The following is an 18865-nucleotide window of genomic DNA, read 5'->3' as shown; positions in this document are numbered from 1 at the left end:
GGCTGCGCCGGGCCCGCTGCGCTGGTACTGCGATGCGACTTTGTGCGCGGGTTGAGCGTGTTCCTCGTGGACCCATGCTCAGGTCGTGCACAAGGTCGGCGGGATCGAGGTGAGGGGTGGGACTTTGTGCTTCGGCTGAGTCCCAGGGGCCGGTGGAAAGGCTCAGCCGGTGCACAAGGTGGCTGTCGGGTGGAGAAGCGGGTGGTCGGAAAGGGGCTGACGGAGGATCAAACGCGTGGGGTGGGGCGTGCGGGGAAGCGCGTTGAGGGCCTGCGAGGAGAGGTGGCGTGGGTGGAGCGGGGGTGAGGCGAGAAGGGGTGAAAGCGCCGGAAGTGCGGGGGGTGGTGAGGCGGGGAGGGGTGAAAGTGCCGGCAGTGCCGGGGGTGGTGGGGAATGGTGAGGGGGCCGGAAGTGTGGGGTTAGCCCCAAGGCCGGTTAGTTAGGGGCTGTGGTGGGTTTGTCATGGCGGTGGTTTGTGGATGTTGATGCTGATGGTGGCTTGGTAGGTGGTGCGGTTGATGTTGGGTCCTTTGGCGGGGTATTTGGACATGGCTCGTTTCACGGCGCGGGGGCTGAGGCGGACTCGGCGTGGGGGGAGGAGGTTGGCCAGGACGAGTCGGCCGATGTGGCCGACGAGGTCGATGACGGTGTCGGCGATGATGCCGGTGGCTTGGATGAGTTGGTCGCGGGCGGCGTTGAGGGCGATGGTGAAGCTGGCCCGGTCGGGGTCGGTGCCGGGGCGGGTGTCGGTGGCATCGGTCATGGCTTGGCGCAGGATCTGGTAGGTGATCAGGAGCGCGTAGATCTCTTGGGTGATGCCGTCGGGGGTGCGGGCGCGCAGGACGTGTCCGCCGAGGATGGTGGACTTGATCGCCAGGTAGGCCGACTCGATTTCCCAGCGTTGGTGGTAGAGCTTGACCAGGTCGAACGCGGGGTATTCGTGCGGGTCGAGCAGGGTGGTGATGAGCCGGTAGGCGCCGGTGCGGGTGCCGCCATTCGAGGTGGCGATGGTGATCTGGGCCTCGATGACGCGGACCGGTGTCTGGTTCCACATCGACTGGTAGGACCCGTCGCGGTGGCGGTGCAGTGCGGGGAGTTTGCGGTTGGCTTTGCAGCGGATCAGCAGGTGGGCGCCGGTGCTGGTGATCGCGGTGATGATGTCCTGGGCGGCGAAGCCCCGGTCGGCCAGCACGATCATGCCGGGGCGCAGGCTGCGGGCCAGCAGCGGCGGGGCGTAGCTGGTTTCGCCGGTCAGGGCCGTGCCGAAGGTGGCGTCGATGATGGTGCGGGTGCCGCAGCAGACCACGGCCAGCAGCCGCAGCAGGGGATAGCCCGATCCGCCGTTGCCGCCGGCCTGTTTGGTGAATGCGCCGAGATTGGCGGCGGTGTCGGCCACGGCCATCGTGGTGCCATCGATCGCGGTGACCAGCAGCCCCCGCCACCGCACCCCACCCGTGGCCCTGGTCGCGGCCGGGCCGCGGAGCAGGTCGAACAACGCCCGCAGCGGCGCGGTACCGAGTCGCCTGCGGGCATGGGTCAACGCGGCCGCGGTCGGCGCGGCCACGGCCAGGCCGTGCAGCCCGGCGACCAGCCGGTGCCACACCTGGCCATAGCCGCGATCGGTGAACAGGCACCCGGCCAGGACCAGATAGACCACGACCCGGGCCGGCAGATCACGCACCCTGGCCTGGGTCTTGCGGGTCTCGGCCAGCACCTCATCGACCATCTCGAACGGGATGAACTGGGTCAACTCGCCCAGATGACCCGGCGCGAACGCACCCTCGGCCACCCTGATCGTGCGAGTAATGACAGACTGGGCAGACAGCGGAGCCCCTCCGGTAGCTGGTTGTCTCGCGAGGACAAACCTGTCTACCCGCGGAGCTCCGCTGCTCCATGTTCAACACGCCCTCGACGACACACCAAGTCCCCTAACTAACCGGCCTTGGGGTTAGCCCAGTAGGTGCTGGGCGAGCCATTCGCCTGGGTGGAAGCCCCGTGGGATGGCGAAGGCGGCTGAGCCGGTGGTGGTGGTCCACTCGTTGAGGGCGTCCGCCGCATCCAGGCGAGCGAGCAGCGGGAGGAACTGGCTCGCCACGTCGGCCTGGTAGCTGAGGAAGATCAGGCCGGACTCGCGGGTGGCGCCGGTGTCCTGGACGTAGTTGAGGCCCTTGCGGAAGATCCGGCGGCCGTCGTTCGTCGAGTGGTGGGAGAGTCGCGCGTGTGCGTTCTCGGCGATCACCAGGCGGCCGTCGGCGTCCCGCTTCTCGAGATCCAGTTCGTCGTGCTCGACCGATCCGGTGAGCGGCGCGCCCGTGGAGAGCTTTCGGCCGATCGCGCGTTCCTGCTCTGAGCGGGTGAGTTCGTCCCACGTGTCCAGGTTCATCCTGATCCGCCGGACCACTAGCGTCGTTCCACCGCGGAACCACTCCGGCCCGTCCGTCGACCACACCGTGCTGTCGAACTCCGGAGTACCGGGCGTGGGGTTGCCGGTGCCGTCTACCTGGCCGAAGAGGTTCCGCCCGGTGACAGGTCTCCCGTCGGCGCCGGTGCCGTTCCAGAATCCCGTCTGCCGCCACACCGGCCGCGCGAATGGAGCCGCGTCAGCCACCAGACGCCGTACTGCGTGGACGACCGAGACCGGGTCGTCCGCGCCGACGAGCAGGAGGAGATCCCCACCGGACCATGCCGGCTGCAGGCGATCGTGCGACATCACCGGCAGGTCGTCGAAACCGCCAGGCTTCAACGCAGCAAGGCCTGCCAAGGTAAACACCCGCGGCCCCAAGCCGACTGTTGCCGTCAACGCGGCACCGGCGACGGCGAGCTCCGGGGCGGTGTCACCCGGGGCCGGGCGGCCGGCGCTCAGGGCAACGATGTCCTCCGTCCAGAGCCGCATCAACCGGCCAAGGGCGGCCCGATCGGTCCCGGTCAGCAGGTTGAGCGCGACCAGTTCGGCGTGCTTGGGTGACGCCGCGGCAATGGCCGGCTGGTGGTCGCCGTAAGGCTGGATGTCCCGGGCCGGTACGGCGGCCGCAGTACCGGTGGGCTCGTCTTTGCCGAGGACAACAGCTCCGCCGGAGACGGCGGCACCAGCCGCGGCAGCGCCGGCGTACCCGAAGAGCTGACGACGGGACGGCCGCGCGGTCAAGGCGTGCTGGTGGGTGTGGCGGACGGGTGGTAGTGCTCTTCCTCTTCGGTGAATGCCTTCACCGGCACGGTCAGATCGTGCGAGGAACCATCGGAGAACTTGAGCGTCAGCGGTACTTCGTCGCCGGGCTTGTGAGCCTGCTTCAGACCCATCAGCATCACGTGGTCGCCGCTCGGCGCGAGATGCGCGTGGGACTCGGCCGGGACGTTGATGCCGCCGGCCTTCTCCTGCATCACCATCTTGCCGTCCTCCATCGCCATCTCGTGCAACTGCACCACGCCGGCTGCCGGAGAGGTTGCCGAGGTCAACTTGATGTCCGTGCTGCCCGGGTTGGTCAGGGACATGAAGGCGGCGGTCATCGTGGTGTCCTTGGCGCCGACGGTCGCACGGACCCACGCATCCTCGACCAGAACACCCGGCGTGGTGGCGGCGGCCTGGGTGGGCGGAGCCGCGGCCTTGTTGTCCGACGATCCGCAGGAGGACAGCAACAGAGGGAGGGCGACGGCCAGACAGGCCGTCAGCAACTTGGTCTTCACGGACAGGCCAACGAGGCTTCCGCTACCCGAGTTCCCCTGAGCGGGAACACACAGTGTGTGCCCGCTCACGGTCCGTCTACTCCTCTGACGGGGAAGCTTCCTCGTCAGCTCGGACGAAGTCCGGGTCGCCACCCTCGTCGCCGGACCGGGCACCGGCCTGGGCGAGGTGGGACACCGACTCGAGCTCCGCCAGTACGGTCTGGTGCTGGTCGACGCAGAGCACCACGAGATCGCCAGGGTTGGACCTGCTCAGCGCATGCCGGATCGCGGTCAACTCGTCGATCACGGTCTCGACCTGGCGACAGCGTGCGCCGTTCTCCATCGCCGTACGGACGCCTTCGCTGATCAGCTCTGCCGACTCGCCCCGCTTGCGGCCGCGCAACCGCGCGTCCTCGCGGACGATCACGACGTCGAAGTGCTGCGCCGCGACATCGCCCAGTTCGCGCATGTCGTCGTCCCGGCGGTCGCCCGCGGTCGCGATCACGCCGATCCGCGACGGCCGGCCGAGCTCGGACGACGCGTTCAGGCTCTCGCCGAGCTTGTCGACGAAGTCGCCGAGCATCCGCATCGCCGGCGCGTTGTGGCAGTAGTCGACGATGACGGTCCGGCCGTCGACGTCGATCTCGTTCAAGCGGCCGGGGGAGAGATAGTACGACGTGTTGAACGTCCGCAGCCCCTGGCGGATGTCGTGCAGCGGAGCCCCGGCCGCGAAGGCTGCCGCGGCGGCAGCCATCGCGTTCTGCACGTTCATCATCGCCCGCCCGCCGAACGTTGCCGGCAGCAAGTGGGTCCAGGCCAGCTGCATCGACCGCCGGCCGTGCTTCATGATGATCATGTCGCCCAGGTCGGAGCGGTCCAGCACGACCGCGCGACCACCGCGCCGGCAGTGGCCCTCGATGTAGTCGCGCACCTCGCTGCCAGTCTCGGCGACGCTGAACCACACCACCTCACCCGAGCACTTCCGCCGCATCTTGCGCACCAGCGGATCGTCGGCGTTCAGTACCGCGAACCCGTTGCGCGGCACCGCCTCCACCAGCACGGCCTTCACGTCGGCCAGTTGCTCGAGGGTGTCCACCCCGCGCATGCCCAGGTGGTCCGGCTGGATGTTCAGCACCACGGCGACGTCGTTGCGCTGGTAGCCGAGGCCCTCGCGCAGGATCCCACCGCGAGCCACCTCGAAGACCGCGAAGTCGACGCGCGGGTTCTGCAGCACCATCCGGGCGGACTTCGGCCCGGACGCATCGGACCGGATCACCAGCCGCTCGTCGATCACGATGCCGTCGGTCGAGGTCATCCCGACCTTGCGGCCCATCCCCTTGAAGACGTGGCTGATCATCCGGGAGGTGGTCGTCTTGCCGTTCGTGCCGGTCACCGCGACGATCGGGATCCGGCTGGTCGCGCCCGGCGGGAACAGCATGTCCACCACCGGCTTGGCGATGTACTGCGGGTCGCCGATCGTCGGGTTCGTGTGCATCCGGAACCCGGGAGCCGCGTTCACCTCGCAGATCGCGCCGCCGGTCTCGCGGACCGGCTGGGTGATGTCCGGGCAGATGAAGTCGATACCGGCGATGTCCAGCCCGATCATCCGGGCCGCCTCCTCCGCGATCTCGACGTTCTCCGGGTGCGCCTCGAAGGTACGGTCGATCGAGATCCCGCCGGTCGACATGTTCCCCGTGAGCGTGAGCTTCACCATCGTGTCCTCGGGCGGCACGTCGTCCAGCTCGAAGCCCTGGCTGCGGACCAGTTCGCGCGCGGCCGCGTTCACCGTGATCCGGGTCAGGATCTTCTCGTGGCCGACGCCCCGGCGCGGGTCGGCGTTGGTGATGTCGACCAACTCGGCCACCGTATGCACGCCGTCGCCGACGACGTGCGCGGGCACCCGCTCGGCGATGGCCTCCATCCGGCCGTTGATGATCAGGCAGCGGTAGTCCTTGCCGGTGACGAAGTTCTCCACGATCACCGAGCCGCGGCGCGACTGCTCCGCGGCGATCGGGAAGGCCTCGCGCAACTCGTTCGCGTCCTTCAGGTTCAGGCAGACACCGCGACCGTGGTTGCCGTCCAGCGGCTTGCACACGACCGGATAACCGATCTTGTTCGCCAGCTGTACCGCGTCCTCGACGTCGCGGACCGAACCCGACCGCGGCACCGGCAGTCCCGCCGAGGCGAGCAACCGGGTGGTCAGGTCCTTGTCGCTGGCGACGTCCACCGCGATCGAGCCGGTCTCCGAGGTCATCGTGGCCCGGATCCGCTTCGCGTGCACGCCCTGCCCGAGCTGGACCAGACTGAACTTGTTCAGCCGGATCCACGGGATGTCGCGGGACACCGCCTCGTCGACGATCGCCTGGGTGGACGGCCCGAACGCGGTCCGCTCGGCCTGCTTGATGAACCGCTCGAGCTCGGTGGTGTAGTCGAACCCGGGGTCCGGCTGCACCAGGTGGTTCACGAACCGGACGGCGAGTTCACCCGCGGCCAGGCCGACCGCCTCGTCGGCGTACGCGTAGACGATGTTGTACCGGCCGGGCACGCCCTTGACCTGGCGGGTCTTGCCGCGCCGCATGTCGTGGCCGGCCTCCTGCTGCAGTTGCAGTGAGACGTGCTCGGCGATGTGGCCGAGCCAGGTGCCCTCCTGCAGCCGCTCGATGAAGCCACCGCGCCGGCCGCGCGAGCAGTGGTGCTGGTCCAGCCGGGGGAGGTGCTCGAGCAGCCGCTCGGTGAAGCCGTCGATCGTGTTGGAGGGGAAGTGTTCCAGCGACCCCAGGTCGACCACCAGATGGATGGCGGGGTCGTAGCTCCACACGTTCGGGCCCCGGTAGACCCGGGTCTCGATGATCTTCAGGTCCGGGCTGGGGGTGCCCTGGGTCTGGTCGGCGGCGGTATCGGTCATGCGGTCCCACTGTCTGGTTGCGGCCCTGGAGTCGGCCCTGGCTCGGTGTCTGGTCGGCTGAGTTCGGCGCCCGCGCTCAGAGGCTCGGTCGCCTCCGGTCTGGATTGCCCGGCGGCCGACGATCTGGACTTCTTCGCCGTGGCCGCCTTCTTGGCCGGCGCCGCCGCCTTCGCCGTACGGCGGCCGGCTCGGCGCTTGCGCTCGGCGTAGTACGCCGGGGAGACGCCCTCGGCGGCGATCTCCTTGGCGAGGTTGCGCAGATCCGCCTCGGCGGCCTCGATCGAGGCGACCTCCTCGGCCGGCGGCTGCGCGCCGTACGAGAGCAGCACACGCGCCTTGAGGTCGAAGGTCGCGGTCGCGGGGAGCACGTGGAGGACGACGCCGGACGCGAGGATCGCCTCGGAACGGCTCGCGTAGTGCGCGTTCGAGGTGATCCGGCTGCCGTCGAAGATCGTCACCGCACCGCGCCCGACGACCTCCAGATGAGTCCCCCGTACGACGGCCGCGGTGTCCTCGTCGACGCCGATCCCGAGCAGCCCGGGGGACTGCGCCACCAGGGACAGCAGGCGGCCGTACCGGTTGCGCTGGGCGAAGTGCTGGTCCACGATCGCACCCTGGACCAGGCCGAGCCCACCGGCCAGCTGGCTCATCCGCTGCCGCGGGGTCGCCCCGGAGCGCCCGAACGCGATCATGTGCTCGGCCAGGATGCTCGCGCCGGCCGACGTACCGCCGACGGCTGCGCCCCGGGCATGAGCCGCGGTCACGGCCCGGCCGAACGCGGTACCGGTGACCACGCCGCTCAGCTTGAGCTGGTTGCCGCCGGTCATGAAAATACCGGTCGCCTCGTACAGCGGCTCGATGAAGGCAGGGTCGTCGGCGTCCTCACGGTTCTCCGGCCGTACGCCGACCACGCTGGCGGCCCCGAGCGCGGCGAACAACGCCGAGTACACGTCGACCACGTCCGGCCCCAGCGCGGAGGCGGTCGGAACCACCACGATCCGGGCCTTCGAGCCACCCGCCGCCTCGACGAACTCCTGCAGGACCATCCGCTTCTTCAGCTTGTCCTCGGCCCCACCAATGGCGAACAGAGCCCCCGGCCCGCCCGTCGTCACCCCACCCTGCTGTTCAGACATAGCCGAACAATAAGTGCTCCAGCCCCGAACAGCCCTCAGTGGACCCGCAAGACCGCCTTCCCGGTGATCCGGCGAGAAAGGAACGCCTCGATCACCGCCGGTGTTTCCTCCCAGGGCGCCTCGACCTCGACACCGACATCGAGCTTGAACCCAGCCACCAGTTCGAGCAGCCGGGTCAGGTCGTCCTGGACGCTGTCATGCGCCGTCAACTCGTCGAAGTTGTTCAAGGTGTAGATCCGCGCCCCCGCCGACCGATCGAACCCACCGGCCCGGAAGCTGATCCGCTCATCCGGATCAGGCGTCGCAAGATTGACCAGCACCCCACGCGGCCGCAGGCACTCGATCGCACGCCCGAAGACCTCCCCACCAACACAATCCACGATGAGGTCGTAGCTACCCCGGACCTCCGTCGTGACGAGGTCAGCCCCGGGCACCTCTACCGCCGTACGGACCAAGGCTGTCACGTGCGCCCCAGCCGCCTTCGCCAGTTGAGTAGCGAACCGGCCGACCCCACCCCTGGCTCCGGTCACCAACACTCGCTTACGGAGCAGGAACCCGCCGACCTCAAGCGAGCGCAACGCAGTGAGCCCAGCAGTCGGCAGCGCACAGGCCTGCGCGTCAGCCACGTTGCCAGGCAGCATGGTCAACCAGTTGGCGGGGACGGCGACGTACTCCGCCCATGCACCCCGGCTCCGCGCCAGGCCGACCACTCGCCCACCGACGGCCATGCCGTCCTGAAGCTTGCTGACGTCGGCCGGCCCCGCTTCGAGCGTCCCCGCGAAATCCCACCCGACCGCGGCCCCCTCGGGCAGCTTCTGGAGATCTTCAACCTCACCCCGATTCAAGGAGAAGGCATTCACCTTGACAAGCGCCTCATGCGGTAGAGGCATGGGGTCGGGCACGGGCGTCAGCGCAACCGACGACCCTGCCTTCGTAAGAGCCAGCATGCTCCCGACCGTACGTGGCGCCGGGCCGGGACAACCCGGCACCACGTCAGTGGCCGAAGGTGAACCAGTTGAGGTTTACGAAGTCGGCTGGTTGGCCGCTGGTGAAGGTTAGGTAGACGTCGTGGACGCCGGTGACGGCGCTGATGTTGGCTGGGACTGTTCGCCAGCTCTGCCAGCCGCCGGTGTTGGCGATGGCGAAGCTGCCGATCGGTGCGTTCGACCTGTTGTCCAGGCGCACCTCGACGAGGCCGCTGACACCACCCGAGGCACCTGATGCCACCCGGCCGCTGAACTGATGTGCCGCCGAACTGCTGAAGTCGACGCCGCGGTACATGGCCCAGTCGCCGTTGCCCAGCTGCATGAGGTTCTGCCCGCCGCCTGAGTCAGTGGTGGTCTCCACGCCGGTACCGCCTTGCTGCGTGTAGGACTCGGCCTGGATGGTGCTGTAGGCACTGCCTCCGCCACCTGGCGGGGGAGTGGTCGGCGGGGTAGTGGGTGGCGTGGTGGGCGGGGTGCCGCCGCCCTTCGTCGACACCGCGACGTAGTCCACGATCATCGGGCGATCCGGCACGGTCTCGGCCCGCGGTGTGGGGCCGTTCAGCGCGTCGGGGAAGGCGCCGCCGATCGCGAGGTTCAGCAGGATGAAGTACCCCGCGTGGTTCGTCATGTTGGCCCAGGTGTCCGCGGGCAACTGCCCTTGGCTGACCGAGTGGAACTGCTGGCCGTCGACGTACCAGCGGAACTGGTTCGGCGAGTTGCTCTGGTCCCACTCGAACCGGTAGGTGTGGAACGCGGACTGGCACGACGAGCCGGGACAGGCCCTGTTGCTGGCGATCCCGCTGGTCTCGTTGCACGGGCCGCCGGGGTTCACGCCGCAGTGCAGCACGCCCCAGACGGAGTTGATCCCGTTGACGTTCTCCATGATGTCGAACTCGCCGATGCCCGGCCAGTTCCAGTAGTTCCCCCGGTACGGCTGGCCGAGCGCCCAGAACGCGGGCCAGTACCCGAGTGCCGCGTTGCCCGTCACGTTCGGCATCTGGATCCTGCCCTCGATCGCGAGAACGCCGCCGGAGGGTGGCTTGAAGTTGCTCCGCTGGGTCTCGATCCGGGCCGACGTCCAGTTGCCGGCGCCGTCCCGGCGTGGCGTGATCCGGAGGTTCCCGGCGCCGTCCAGAGCGAGGTTGCTGGTGCTGTTCGTGTAGTTCTGGATCTCGCCGGTGCCCCAGTTGCCGGGGCCGCCGGGGTAGCCGTGGCCGGTGTCGATGATCCAGTTGGCGCTGGAGGGCAGCGAGCCTCCGGCACCGTCGAAGTCGTCGCTCCAGACCGTCGTCCAGCCGACGGCGGGTGGGGGCACGCTCGCCTGGGCCGCGATGGTCAGCGGGACGGCGACCAGGACGGGGGCGAGCAGAGCGCTGAGGATGGTTCGGCGACGTGTGGATGGATGGTTCGGGCGGGAACGCATGGCGACCTCCACGGTCTGGACCGGCGCCATCACCAGCGCGGCGCCGAAAGGTACGAAGTACGCCCTATGGGAGCGCTCTCATCGCCGTGTGTCAACGGCTCGTCACGCTGGATCGCGTCAAGACCGCGAGGGAACGTTCCCGGTCGCGGAATTCCCGCCGGGAAGGCTGCCGCGGTAGACCGTTGTACTGCGCCGCACGCTCATCCCGAGGCGCTCGTACATCGCCAGAGCGCCGGTCCCCGAATGCGTCCAGAGGATCAGGTTCCGCCGACCCTGCTGGTAGAACCCGTGCCTCGCGACCGCCAGCAACCCTCGAGCGATTCCCCGGCCGCGGTGATCACGCCGTACGGCGAGCTGCTCGACGTACCCCTCGTCGGAGTCGGGCAGCTCGAGGCTCAACACCACCCCGACCAGCTCGTCACCCGCGAACGCGAGCGGCGAGAGCGCCGGCGCGAAGGTCTCGCGCTCGATGGTCAGCCGAGCCCACTCCTCGTACGACTTCCGCCGCGGCTGCCACTCGTCGAAGGCGTCCTCCACCACCTGGTGAGCCGCCGTCGCGTCGCGATCCTCGAACGGCCGCACGGTGATCCCCGCAGGCAGTGCCGGTACGACGGGCTCGACCGGCATCGGCATCTCGAGCTGCCAGTTCGTCGCCAGTACTTCGTACCCGCGCGAGCGCAGCAGCTCGGTCCCGGCTTCATCGGCGTCGTCGACCGTCTGGGCCATCCAGTCGCTGCCCAGCTCGGTAGCTCGGGCCTCGGCCCAGTCGAGCAGAGCGGACCCCACGCCCCGGCCCCTGAAGGCGGGATCGACATCGATCTGCGCTCGCCGCCCGCGGTTCAGCCACGCCCATCCCGCGAGCCGACCGCCCTCGTCGTGGATGACCAGCGTGTCGTCGGCGAGCTCGAGCCCGGGCCGCGTGATGGACGCCATGATCCCGTCCGCCGACGTTTCGGCGTACCCGAGCTGCTCCTTCTCGACCGCTACCACCAGCCGATGGATCGCCTCGACATCGGCAGTGCTCGCCGCCCGGCCGCTGAACCCGGCCGGAATCCTGGGAAGAACTGACATGCCCAAGATCCTGATCCGCCCGGTTGCTGTTGGCAAGTAAGTCCAGGATTGCACGTTGTTGCAGTCCACCAGTACTGCGCTCGCGGCGGGCGAGCTCGACCTCAGTTGAGGGCGCCGTCGGCGTCGGCGGCTTCTACTTCTTCGCGGGAGATGCCGAGCAGGTAGAGGATCGTGTCGAGGTAGGGGACGCTCAAGTGAGTGTCGGCGGCTTCGCGGACGACCGGCTTGGCGTTGAAGGCGATGCCGAGGCCGGCCGCGGCCAGCATGTCGAGGTCGTTCGCGCCGTCGCCGATGGCGACCGTCTGGGACAGCGGGGTGTCCGAGGCCGCCGCGAACCGCCGCAGCGCAGTCGCCTTGCCGGCCCGGTCGACGATCTCGCCGACCACCTTGCCGGTCAGCCTGCCGTCGACGATCTCCAGCACGTTCGCCGCCGCGAAGTCGATGCCGAGCTCGGCCGCGAGCTTGTCGGTGATCTGGCTGAACCCGCCGCTGACGATCGCGAACTGGTACCCGAGCCGCTTCAGCGTCCGCACCAGCGTGCGCGCCCCGGGCGCCAGCTCGATCGCGTCGTACACCTCGTCGAGCGCGGAAGTGGGCAGCCCTTCGAGGGTCGCCACCCGGTGCCGCAGCGATTCGGCGAAGTCGAGCTCGCCACGCATCGCCTGCTCGGTGACCGCGGCGACCTCGGCCAGCCGGCCGGCGTGCTCGGCGAGCATCTCGATCACCTCGCCCTGGATCAGCGTCGAGTCGACGTCCATCACGATCAGCCGCTTGGCCCGCCGATACAGACCACCCGCCTGTACTGCGACGTCCAGGCGCTGGGCGACACCTTCGAGCGCGAGCACCGCGCGCAGGGCGTCCGGGTCGGCACCGGACACGGCGATCTCCATCGCGGTGACCGGGTAGCGCGCCATCCGGCTGATCCGGTCGATGTTCGCGCCGATGTCGGCGATCCGGCCGGCGATCGCGGCGAGCCCCGCGGCCGAGAGGGGATTCCCGATCACGGTCACCTGGCTGCGGCCCTTGCGGCGCGGTTCGTTGTCGCCGACACCCTTGGAGATGTCGATCTCAACCTCGAGGTTCTCGGCGAGCGCCTTGAGGTCCTTCTTCAGCTCTTTGTGGTCCCGCGGTGCGGTCAGCAGCACCCCGAGCACGAGCCGGCCCCGGAGTACGACCTGTTCGGCGTCGATCACGTCCAGGCCGCGGCCGGCCAGCGTCGACAACACGGCGGAAGTGAGGCCCGGGCGGTCCGTGCCGGTCAGCGTGACCAGCAGGGTCGGGCGATCGATGGGATGCGCTTCGTACTCAGCCTGTCCAGTCATGACGAGGATGACGCTACCCAAGAATGGTTAACGGGGAGTGGGCGGTCCACAGGCGGCGACGAGTGCACGGCGCGCGGCCGCGGCCAGATCCAGCAGCGTGCGACGCCTGGCATCGGCTTCGGCGCCGGTGACAGCCGCCCCGTCGTCCTCGAGCGCCGCGTCCGCGATCGCGAGCAGGCGCCGTGCGGTCGCGGCGGTCTTCACAGCGCGGGCCTCGTAGCCGGGAGCGAGATCGTCGCCCTTGCCGGAGCCGATCCTGCGGATGTCGATCAGCGCGTCGGCGACCTCGGGCTTCCACCTGGCCACGTCCAGGGCGGCGAGCGACTCGGCCGCCTCGATCAACGCGGCCCGTAGCCCTCGGTCGGCTTCCCCGAGGTCGGCCGGTGGGGGACTGGTCGCCGGCAAAACCATCCACTGCACCGCCGGGCCGACGTACGCCGGCACCAGCCCGAGTTCTGTCCCGGTCAGTACTACGGCCTCGCCCGTCTCGAGCGCGGCCTCGTTGAACGGAGGTGGTCCCGCCAGCCCGATCGGGTCGCCGGGGATCGGCAGCGCGAGATGGGCCTGGGTGGCGCCGGCCGCGCGGAGCAGGTTGAGTGCCACCGGCAACGTCGCGGGCGCCGGGTGGCCGGCGAGGCCGGACACGTGGTGGCCGACGTCGTCGCCGAGGATCTTGTGCGCCGCCGTGTCCGGGTCGCAGGCGCCGGTCAGCATCGCGTTGGTCCAGACGGTGAAACGCACCGAGGCGGCAGTGGTCAGCACACCTGACATTGTCCCATCCGGCGGCGGCCGGCCCGACACCACCAGGGTCGGCGCACCTCGCCGCGGCCGACCCCGTAGGTTTTGGTCCATGACTGCAGTGGTGGAGCTCGCCGGTGTCTCGATCGTCCGCGGTGATTCTCGTCTGCTCGACGACATCGACTGGTCCGTCGACGAGGCCGACCGGTGGGTGGTGATCGGGCCCAACGGCGCGGGCAAGACGACGATGCTGCAGATCCTGGCCGCGCAGATGCACCCGACCACCGGTGTCGTCGGGCTGCTCGGCGAGGTCCTCGGCGCGGTCGACGTGTTCGAGCTCCGGCCGCGGATCGGGCTGACCAGCGCCGCCCTCGCGGACCGCCTCCCGCGCTCCGAACGGGTCGCCGACGTGGTCGTCTCCGCCTCGTACGCCGTACTGGGCCGCTGGCGCGAGGAGTACGACGAGCTCGACCACCAGCGGGCCAAGGAACTGCTCACCGAACTGGGCATCGGCCACCTCAGCGACCGCACCTTCGGCACCTTGTCCGAAGGGGAGCGCAAGCGCGTCCAGATCGCCCGGGCCCTGATGACGGACCCCGAGCTGATGCTCCTCGACGAGCCGGCCGCCGGCCTGGACCTTACGGGTCGCGAACAGTTGGTCCGCTCCCTCAGCCAGATCGCGACCGCCGAGGGCTCTCCCGCGATGGTCCTCGTCACTCACCACGTCGAGGAGATCCCGCCGGGCTTCACCCACGCCCTGCTCCTGAAGCAGGGTCGTATCGTCAGCGCCGGCCCCATGACCGAGGCCCTGACCGCCCAGACTCTGAGCGAAACCTTCGACATCCCCCTGGCCCTCGACCACATCGACGGCCGCTACACCGCCCGAGCCCTCTGACCCGTCGCCGGCGGGTGGGGTTTGTGGGCGGGGTGTTGGCTGGTAGGTGAAGAGGGAATCCTTGAACCGTCCGGGTGCGTCGGACGGTTGGTGGGCCTGCCGGAGGTCCTGATCGCGGATAGAGTTGGCAGATGATGGATTGGCTGCGGGACAACGTCTGGGCGGCTTGGCTCACGCTGGCCGCCGTGCTCGGTCTGGCGGAGCTTGCTTCGCTCGACTTCACTCTGCTGATGCTGGCCGCGGGAGCAGTCACCGCCGGCGCCGTCAGTGCGGTGTTCCCCGGACTGCTGTGGCTGCAGATAGTCGTCGGCCTGCTGACCGCGGGTGCGATGCTCGCCGCCATCCGCCCGCTGCTGGTCCGCAAGCTCCACCATGGCGGCGAGCTGAAGACCGGCTCGGCGCACGTGATCGGCCGCACCGGTGTCGTGATCAAGGAGATCCACCCCGACGGGGGCGGCTCGGTGAAGCTCAACGGTGAGCTCTGGACCGCCCGCCCGTACGACGAGGTCTCCACCATTCCGCCGGGCACCCGGGTCGAGGTGATGTCGATCGACGGAGCCACCGCCGTCGTGTACCCGATCGGCGACCCGTTCAGCCATCACCAGCCGGAGCTCGGCCAGGGCAGTGGGTCGCCGGAAACCGGCAAGGATTCCGAACCGCCGAAGTAGCGGACCTTACTGTCTGATGACATCGTGCGCCGCGCCGCCGCCCCTGCTTGAGCGGCGGTGCGAGCGAAGTACTGTTCGAAGTGAGGACGTCGTTGCTATCGGCGCCACTTCCGGCGACGGTACGGCGTCCGAGAACCTGCTCGATCAGGCATCCGGATCGTGAGGGAACCGTTGCCTGGAGTGGCCCGTCGATAGGAAAGACTGTCCGTCCTTAGGGTTCTTCGAGTTGGAGGGTCACGTGACCGCGTTCCTCATAGTGCTGGCATTGGTCGCCTTATTGGTGGTCGTCACACTTGTCAAGTCCGTCCGGGTCGTGCAGCAGCAGACCGTCGGCATCGTGGAACGGTTCGGGAAGTTCAAGGTCGGCCTGCAGCCGGGCCTGAACCTGCTGACCCCGTTCGTCGACAAGGTGCGCTACACGATCGACATGCGCGAGCAGGTGGTCGCGTTCCCGCCCCAGGGTGTCATCACCGAGGACAACCTGATGGTGTCGATCGACTCCGTCATCTACTTCCAGGTGAACGACCCGGTGCGGGCGACGTACGAGATCTCCAACTACATCCAGGCGATCGAGCAGCTCACCATGACGACGCTGCGAAACATCATCGGTGGCATGGATCTCGAGCAGACGCTGACCAGCCGCGAGGAGATCAACGAGAAGCTGCGCTACGTCCTGGACGAGGCGACCGGCAAGTGGGGCATCCGGGTGAACCGGGTGGAGCTCCGCTCGATCGACCCGCCGCCGTCGATCCAGGACTCGATGGAGAAGCAGATGCGCGCCGACCGCGACAAGCGCGCCGCGATCCTCACCGCCGAAGGTATGCGGCAGTCGGCCGTGCTGTCGGCCGAGGGTCAGAAGCAGTCCGCGATCCTCACCGCGCAAGGTGACCGGGAGTCCCGCATCCTGCGGGCGCAGGCCGAGCGGGAGGCCCGGATCCTGAAGGCCCAGGGTGAGGCGCAGGCCATCACCACCGTCTTCAACGCGATCCACGCCGGCAAGCCGGACCAGGGTCTGCTCGCCTACCAGTACCTGCAGATGCTGCCGTCGATCGCTCAAGGCGACTCGAACAAGCTGTGGATCATCCCCAGCGAGATCGGCAAGGCGATGGAGGGTCTCGGCAGTGCCGTCGGCCAGATCGCCGGCATCACCCAGAAGGCCGAAGGCCCGTTCCCGGAGCCCGACCTGGGCGACTCGCACGCGATCCAGGTCGAGAGCGGGATGGGCTCGGCGGCGGCTCCGGATGCCGCCGTGGCCGAGGCCGACCACGCGGTCCAGGAAGCGATCGCCGCCGCACAGAACGCGGCCGTCAGCTCGCGCAGCCAGCAGCAGAGCGTGACCCCGGCGGTGACGGCCAGCCCGGAGCCGGCCGTGCAGGACACCCCGCCGTCGGCGGAACCGCCGGTCGAGCGCTGACCAGCCCCGGTACGACGTACTGATCGCGGCCTGGCTCACACCTCAGGGTGTGCGCCAGGCCGTGTGACGTCCACTGCACTTTCCCGTTCATTGGTCGGACTGACGAGCAGGTACGTCTGTCAGGTGCGTAGAGTCTGGCAGCGATGACATGGTTCGAGGCGCTGCTCGTCTTCGTGGCGGGCATGGGCGCAGGCACAATCAACGCGGTGGTGGGTTCCGGCACTTTGCTGACCTTCCCCGCGTTGCTTGCTGTCGGCATCCCGCCGGTGGTGGCGAACGTCAGCAACACAGTCGGCCTGTCACCCGGTACCGCGGCCGGCGCGATCGGCTACCGGCGCGAACTCGAAGGACAGCGTGGCCGGATGCTGCGGCTGATCCCGGCATCGCTGCTCGGGGGCATCGTCGGAGCGATCCTGCTGCTCAAGCTGCCCGACTCCGCCTTCGAGGCGATCGTTCCCGGACTGATCCTGCTCGGCTGTGTCCTGGTGGCGCTGCAGCCGTGGCTGTCCAAGCGGATCAGCCTTCCTGAGCACACCCATCGCGGAGCCTGGTGGGTGATTCCGGCCGTCTTCGCGACCGGTGTGTACGGCGGGTACTTCGGCGCCGCCCAGGGTGTTCTCCTGATGGCGATCCTCGGCATCGGGATGGATGCCAATCTGCAGCGGATGAACGGTTTGAAGAATGTGCTCGCCACCGTGGTCAACACGGTCGCGGCGATCTTGTTCATCATCGTCGCGGACGTGGACTGGCTGGCCGCGGCGCTGATCGCGGTCGGCTCGACGATCGGCGGTTTCGTCGGCGCCCGCTACGGCCGCAGGCTCCACCCGACAGCCCTGCGCGTCCTCATCGTGGTGATCGGCATCATCGCCATCGTCACGATGGTCTTCTGATCGAGGACTACCCGCCGGCCTGCTGGCCGGTCTGCAGGCCCGCCAGCAGCAGGTCCAGGCCGTAGTCGAACTGCTCGTCGCCGCCGGTCGTGCGCGACAACTCCGGTGTCAGTGCAACGACCGTCGGGAACTCGGTGGGGGAGAGCGACTCGATCGTGGCGCGCAGCCGGCGTCGCTCTTGCGGGTCCTGCCGCTCGGCCGCCATCTGGATCTCCCACGATGTCGCACCGAGGACATAGGTGAACAACGTGGTGTGCGTCCGGGCCGCCGTCTGCGCGTCGAACCCCGCCGACCGCAGTACGCCGAGCAGGTCTTCGGCCACCCGGGCGGTCTCGTGGCCGCTCAGTGGCCGGCCGGCAAGTAGTTGCGCGAGGCAAGGATGTTGCAGCATCAGCGCGCGGAGTCCCCGGCAGACGGCGCGGACCTGGTCCGGCCAGGCGACGTCTTCGGGGACCGGTGGGATGAGGCCCATCAGGTGGTCGCGAACCGCGTCGTACAGGTCGTCCTTGTTGCGGAAGTAGGTGTAGAGCGCCATCGGGCCGACGCCCAGCTCGGCGGCGAGACCGCGGAGGCTGAGCGCGTCGCTGCCCTGGCCCTCCATCAGGTCCAGCGCGGTCCGCACGATCAGCTCGGGGCTGAGTGTGTTGCGCGGAGTGCGGGTCTTCGCCGGCATCCGGGGGTACCTCCCTGATGGGTCCTAGATCACTACGGAACGTCTACCGTACGGTGTATAGTACACCGTAGAGCAGGTAGCCAAGGCGAAGGGATTCTGCAGCGTGCGAGCCGTACAGATCACCGAGTTCGGTGGACCCGAGGTCCTCGAGGTCAGCGACGTCGAGGAACCGACGGCCGGTGAGGGACAAGTCCTGATCACCGTCGACCGGGCCGGGATCAACTACGCCGACACCCACCAGGTCGAGAACAGCTACCTGTCGAAGGCCGAGCTGCCGCTGATCCCGGGCGGCGAGGTCGTCGGCCGTACTGCGGACGGCCGTCGCGTGGTCGCGCTGGTCGGATCCGGTGGTTATGCGGAGAAGGCCGTGGCGCACGCGCCGTACGTGTTCGACGTACCGGAAGGTGTCAGCGATGGGGAAGCGCTGGCGCTGGTCCTGCAGGGCACGACCGCCTGGCACCTGCTGAAGACGTCGACCCACCTCAAGGCCGGGGAGTCGGTGCTGGTGCACGCGGGCGCCGGTGGCGTCGGCTCGCTCGCGATCCAGCTCGCCAAGCTCTGGGGCGCCGGGCGCGTGATAGCGACCGCCTCGAGTGACGACAAGCGCAAGCAAACTCTAGAGCTCGGTGCGGACGCCGCCATCGACGGCGACCCCGAGGGCCTGAAGGACCGCATCATCGAGGCGAACGGCGGCAAGCCCGTCGACATCGTGCTGGAGATGGTCGGCGGTCCGGTGTTCGACGAGTCGTTCGCGGCCCTCGGTCGGTTCGGCCGCCTGGTCACCTTCGGCGCGGCCTCCCGCCAGAGCGCCAACGCGATCGAGCCGAGCCGGCTGATGAAGGGTTCGAAGACGCTCGCCGGCTTCTGGCTGGCTGACTGCTTCAAGACCCCGGCGTTGCTCGGCGACCCGTTGAACGAACTGTTCGAGCTGGCCGGTGCCGGCCAACTCCACCCGATCGTCGGTGGCGACTACGCGATGTCCGAGGTCGCCACCGCCCACGAAGACCTGCGAGCCCGCCGTACCGTCGGCAAGCTCGTACTGGATCCCGCCCGCTGATCACACCCCCCAACAACCCCCCGAAAGAAG

At 68.9% G+C, this 18865-nt stretch carries 16 protein-coding genes; 5 read left to right on the top strand and 11 right to left on the bottom strand.

Features of this window, described 5'->3' with window-relative positions; all coding sequences use genetic code 11:
- Window positions 1–460: 460 nt before the first annotated feature.
- The 10 genes from ACFPJ1_RS37465 to ACFPJ1_RS37420 all read right to left on the bottom strand — a co-directional run bounded on the left by ACFPJ1_RS37465 (window position 461) and on the right by ACFPJ1_RS37420 (window position 13271).
- Entirely contained in the window at window positions 461–1789 is a 1329-nt protein-coding gene (locus tag ACFPJ1_RS37465) for an IS4 family transposase (RefSeq protein ID WP_380111054.1), read from the bottom strand.
- A 159-nt stretch (window positions 1790–1948) separates the two neighbouring features.
- Window positions 1949–3145 carry a Dyp-type peroxidase gene (locus ACFPJ1_RS37460; protein ID WP_380111053.1) on the bottom strand — a complete coding sequence of 399 codons (1197 nt, stop codon included), beginning with the start codon at window positions 3143–3145 and terminating at the stop codon, window positions 1949–1951.
- Window positions 3142–3681 (bottom strand): copper chaperone PCu(A)C, encoded by a 540-nt coding sequence (locus ACFPJ1_RS37455; RefSeq protein ID WP_380111052.1) that lies wholly within the window; start codon window positions 3679–3681, stop codon window positions 3142–3144. Before ACFPJ1_RS37455 ends, ACFPJ1_RS37460 begins: the two co-directional genes overlap by 4 nt.
- A 76-nt stretch (window positions 3682–3757) precedes the next feature.
- Entirely contained in the window at window positions 3758–6565 is a 2808-nt protein-coding gene (gene cphA, locus ACFPJ1_RS37450; protein ID WP_380111051.1) for a cyanophycin synthetase, read from the bottom strand.
- Window positions 6562–7698 (bottom strand): cyanophycinase, encoded by a 1137-nt coding sequence (locus ACFPJ1_RS37445; RefSeq protein ID WP_380111050.1) that lies wholly within the window; start codon window positions 7696–7698, stop codon window positions 6562–6564. Before ACFPJ1_RS37445 ends, cphA begins: the two co-directional genes overlap by 4 nt.
- Window positions 7699–7733: 35 nt before the next feature.
- Window positions 7734–8645, bottom strand: coding sequence for a zinc-binding dehydrogenase (locus ACFPJ1_RS37440; RefSeq protein WP_380111049.1), 912 nt, complete (start codon window positions 8643–8645; stop codon window positions 7734–7736).
- 46 nt (window positions 8646–8691) lie between these two features.
- Window positions 8692–10107 (bottom strand): glycoside hydrolase family 16 protein, encoded by a 1416-nt coding sequence (locus ACFPJ1_RS37435; RefSeq protein WP_380111048.1) that lies wholly within the window; start codon window positions 10105–10107, stop codon window positions 8692–8694.
- Between the two features lie 117 nt (window positions 10108–10224).
- Complete coding sequence (locus tag ACFPJ1_RS37430; RefSeq protein ID WP_380111047.1) at window positions 10225–11178, bottom strand: GNAT family N-acetyltransferase; 954 nt, start codon at window positions 11176–11178, stop codon at window positions 10225–10227.
- A gap of 101 nt (window positions 11179–11279) precedes the next feature.
- A complete protein-coding gene (serB, locus tag ACFPJ1_RS37425; protein WP_380111046.1) occupies window positions 11280–12500 on the bottom strand; it encodes a phosphoserine phosphatase SerB in 1221 nt (406 codons plus the stop codon).
- A gap of 27 nt (window positions 12501–12527) precedes the next feature.
- Complete coding sequence (locus tag ACFPJ1_RS37420) at window positions 12528–13271, bottom strand: hypothetical protein (RefSeq protein WP_380111045.1); 744 nt, start codon at window positions 13269–13271, stop codon at window positions 12528–12530.
- A 79-nt stretch (window positions 13272–13350) separates the two neighbouring features.
- On the opposite strand from ACFPJ1_RS37420, the gene ACFPJ1_RS37415 reads away from it, so the two are divergent.
- The 4 genes from ACFPJ1_RS37415 to ACFPJ1_RS37400 all read left to right on the top strand — a co-directional run bounded on the left by ACFPJ1_RS37415 (window position 13351) and on the right by ACFPJ1_RS37400 (window position 17105).
- On the top strand, window positions 13351–14133 hold the full coding sequence (locus tag ACFPJ1_RS37415) for an ABC transporter ATP-binding protein (protein ID WP_380111044.1): 783 nt from the start codon (window positions 13351–13353) through the stop codon (window positions 14131–14133).
- Between the two features lie 131 nt (window positions 14134–14264).
- Window positions 14265–14801: an NfeD family protein gene (locus tag ACFPJ1_RS37410; protein WP_380111043.1), complete on the top strand. Its 537-nt coding sequence runs from the start codon at window positions 14265–14267 to the stop codon at window positions 14799–14801.
- 238 nt (window positions 14802–15039) lie between these two features.
- Window positions 15040–16215 (top strand): SPFH domain-containing protein, encoded by a 1176-nt coding sequence (locus tag ACFPJ1_RS37405; RefSeq protein ID WP_380111042.1) that lies wholly within the window; start codon window positions 15040–15042, stop codon window positions 16213–16215.
- Between the two features lie 143 nt (window positions 16216–16358).
- A complete protein-coding gene (locus ACFPJ1_RS37400; RefSeq protein ID WP_380111041.1) occupies window positions 16359–17105 on the top strand; it encodes a sulfite exporter TauE/SafE family protein in 747 nt (248 codons plus the stop codon).
- Between the two features lie 7 nt (window positions 17106–17112).
- On the opposite strand, the gene ACFPJ1_RS37395 is transcribed toward ACFPJ1_RS37400, so the two are convergent.
- Complete coding sequence (locus ACFPJ1_RS37395; RefSeq protein ID WP_380111040.1) at window positions 17113–17778, bottom strand: TetR/AcrR family transcriptional regulator; 666 nt, start codon at window positions 17776–17778, stop codon at window positions 17113–17115.
- Window positions 17779–17881: 103 nt separating this feature from the next.
- Here ACFPJ1_RS37395 and ACFPJ1_RS37390 point away from each other — a divergent pair, with 103 nt between their 5' ends.
- Window positions 17882–18835, top strand: a complete 954-nt coding sequence (locus ACFPJ1_RS37390) for a quinone oxidoreductase family protein (protein ID WP_380111039.1) — start codon at window positions 17882–17884, stop codon at window positions 18833–18835.
- Window positions 18836–18865: the final 30 nt, after the last annotated feature.

It is taken from the genome of Kribbella qitaiheensis, assembly GCF_042657745.1.
GTDB lineage: Bacteria > Actinomycetota > Actinomycetes > Propionibacteriales > Kribbellaceae > Kribbella > Kribbella qitaiheensis.
Note: the sequence above shows the minus strand (reverse complement) of the source record. Positions and strands in the feature narration are given on the sequence as shown.